Below are 3,152 nucleotides of genomic sequence, written 5' to 3'. Positions count from 1 at the left end.
GCGCCTAACGACACAACCATAGATACATAAGTCTAACTTTTACAGCTTAGAGCGTGTCAGCTCAAAGACAGATGCCAGTCAATATCCTCATTACTGGCTGGAGGATACCTACTTAGACGCATCATTCTCAGCGCTTCAAGCTCAATGTGCCGCAACCTGAAGTACTTGAAGTTCCCTCGCTCCCATGCACTTAAATTTGGCCTGGAATAGCAGAAGTTGTCAGCAATATATCTTGCCTGATCAGCCATGAGGTCATAGAACTTCCTGTTGAAGTCAGATGTTGCCTCCTGCTTAGGCTCCGGACCCATGGTCTGCTCAGATTCGTTAGATACTGAGATTTTACAGGTCCTGTAAAAGTCAGAAGATTTTAAGTGAAAACCAGTTTTGAGCCTTGAAATAGCTGGTGCTGGAGGAACTCGTTTCCATACATGCTGGAATGAAATTCCAAACGCAGTGCACTGATCGCTAATCTCCCTGATTTTAGCCGCTGAGTTGAATTTCCTGTACCCCTGTTCTGCCATGACTTCATCAAGCAAAGTCAGGGTATTAAGAGCCTCTTTATCACCTTCATATGCCAGTTCCAAAACAGGCACAAGGTTTTCTTCAGGCTTGATCAGGCAGTTCAGACGCGGGTCCTGGCTGCCGACCAGGCCAGGCAATGAGCTACTTCTTATGTAGCGACGTGTCTTCAAAAGATCCTTGTCATAATATTTAAGCTCCTCCTCAGTAGCAGCGGCCGATAATATGACCGAAAACCCTGGCTGACGATACTCAATAATCATGCTTATCGCTTTTAAAAGGCGATTAAGCTCTGACAGCTTTCTTGAAGCACCTATTTGGGCGGCCAGCAGCTGCTTGCTCTCATCTTCATATGAGAGTAACTCATATTTGTCCGGTAGCAGACAGCCTGCTGAGTGAAAAGACAAAGCCTCCATTGCAGCAAAATTAAAAGCACTTATGTGCACGTTAATTATGCTTTCCAGGCGCCATGCATTGACTTTAAACAGCCCATGACCTTCTTTGAGGTATTTAAAGTAAAGCTCAACATCCCAGCGCAGCTTGTAGAGCTCATATATCTCATCCAGGGAAGCAAGGTTCCAGTCAAGGCTGGTGATGATATACATGCACTGATCACGTCTGTTATGTTGAGGCAGACTGTCCTGCTCCTCAGCTTTAACAGCATCGTTATAGTAAACATTAACCCTGACAGGCTTATCTGCAGTAGTAGTAACCGATTTCTGGTCGGGTTTTTTTGGGGTTGCGGAGTACGTTCCGATGAAATGCTCCGGTAAACGGTGCAGCTCAATACTTCGCTGGGCAATGACCATTGTTTCAATTTGCCCGTACTTCGCGGCAGCCTGAATAACCTCCTTGCTGTTGATTTTTTGCCCTGCCAGCTCATTCAGTACAAAACCTTGATTTGTACGGCATTCCTGGATTTTGAACTGACATCCTGTAGCCTCTCGTATAACGAAATCGATGCCGCTCTCCTGCAGGTTGATTATATTGATGAAATCAAGGTAAATACGGTCACCACAGAACAGGACCTTTCCCATGTTTTTCAGGACGCCGTAGTTAACATTGTGGTTTTCAGCTCCTGTGCCCTCGGTGATATGGATATATACCGGAGTCATGGTCGACAGTGAGTATGCTGAATGATACTTCAGCTGGTGATTCCTTGTCTCGCCCCTGTGTTTATGGCCATCAGGGCGCTTGCTTTTACGCAGCGCTCCAGAGCCGCTCGTATCATAATAGTTGCCTGACTGAACGTAAGCCTGAACATATGAGCCATCCTGAATCACGATGTCATCATATGAATGTAGATTCAAAAATCTCAGGACTTTTCTGGTCACAGCATCGTTAGACATCAGAGCAAGTCTTTTACTCTCGAAGTAGATCATCTGCATCAGCACAGAGGAGTAATCTACAAAATCCCTTGTAAAATCAGGGTCAGCAAGCCATGAAATGATGCTGTTACTGCTGATATCGAAGTCGTCCCTGACGCATCTGGATATGGAACTTATGCACATTGTTCCATTAGCCGGACGCTGCTGTTCAATCACCTGTCCAAGAGACAGAATCAGCTCTGATGGCTTAAACTTCCTGGACCTGCTGGTAGATCCAAGTGTTTTAAACATCTCATCGATCACGTCAGGATTGAGCAGATCAGCCACAGTGCATTTAAAGGTGTAGTCCCTTATCCTGACATGTTATCTTGGGCGTGCCTTTCCTACATATTTCCCCGAAACATAGACATTCTTGTTAGCGAAGCCGAGTTTTATATCAACTTTCGGCAGTTGATCCTTGGGCAGTCTGGTCTCAAGGCTGCTTATGCCAAAAGCCTCCTCCAGGGCTTTGCCCTTTTTATCTTCTTCGTCATCGTCACCATCCTCCATGAGCTCTTGCATAGTTTCCGCATCTGGTGCACCAGACACTGTTTCTTCAGGAGCACTGCCATCTGGCGCATCTGCCGGGGTATCATTCCCAGTTTCTTCAGCTGCACAGTTATCTGAAGCATCTGCTGGGGTATCACCCATAGTTGCTTCAGCAGCACCGCCATCTGAAGCATCTGCAGGGGACTCACCACGGGATTTACCCTCATCCTTGTCTGAGTCTGCATTTCCGGTAGCATAAGCAGATGATCTAAAACCGAGATAAAAATCGTCGGTCAGGAACATCTGCCCATAATGCCCCGGCTCCTTCCTGAATCTTTCTTCCAGGATTGCAAGCTCAAGCGCAATGTCCTTCTCACAGTAGTTACTTACCCCAAGAATGTTATGTTTGTCTGTCTGCTCCATATGCAGCTCAAGACAGGTACGTACCGATGCCGCCAGAAAGTTCTCTGTGACATCGCAGACAGAGTCAGTGTTCTTCAGGAACTGATCATGAAAGTCATGTTCATTGTCCAATACTGATGGCGCAAGAATAGAGATCGCCTTTTTGCCGATATATTCGGCATAATTCAGGTCCTTGCGCAGAAATCTAGCGATGGCTAAAACCTTCCTGGCGCGGCGAAGTCTCACCTTCTTTTTATACTTGGCGCGAAGCTCTCTGGTAGAGTTTCTATGCGTACTAAGAGCCTCTCTGCCCTTTTTACCGCGCTTCTTAAGGCTCTTGCCCTTCTTTCCTTTAGGAAGCTTGGTATTTCTGTG

Annotated in this window: 2 protein-coding genes; both read right to left on the bottom strand. The window is 46.4% G+C overall.

The features are described 5' to 3' along the window. Positions 1–56 precede the first annotated feature (56 nt). A complete protein-coding gene (locus MXE39_RS12710) occupies positions 57–2,174 on the bottom strand; it encodes a transposase (protein ID WP_247074203.1) in 2,118 nt (705 codons plus the stop codon). A 36-nt stretch (positions 2,175–2,210) separates the two neighbouring features. Further along, the coding region (locus MXE39_RS12705; RefSeq protein WP_247074201.1) for a hypothetical protein at positions 2,211–3,152 on the bottom strand (942 nt) is incomplete at its 5' end.

This window comes from Anaerobiospirillum sp. NML120511 (assembly GCF_023050955.1).
GTDB lineage: Bacteria > Pseudomonadota > Gammaproteobacteria > Enterobacterales > Succinivibrionaceae > Anaerobiospirillum.
The sequence above is the reverse complement of the archived record's forward strand: the minus strand, read 5'-3'. Positions and strand labels throughout refer to the sequence as shown.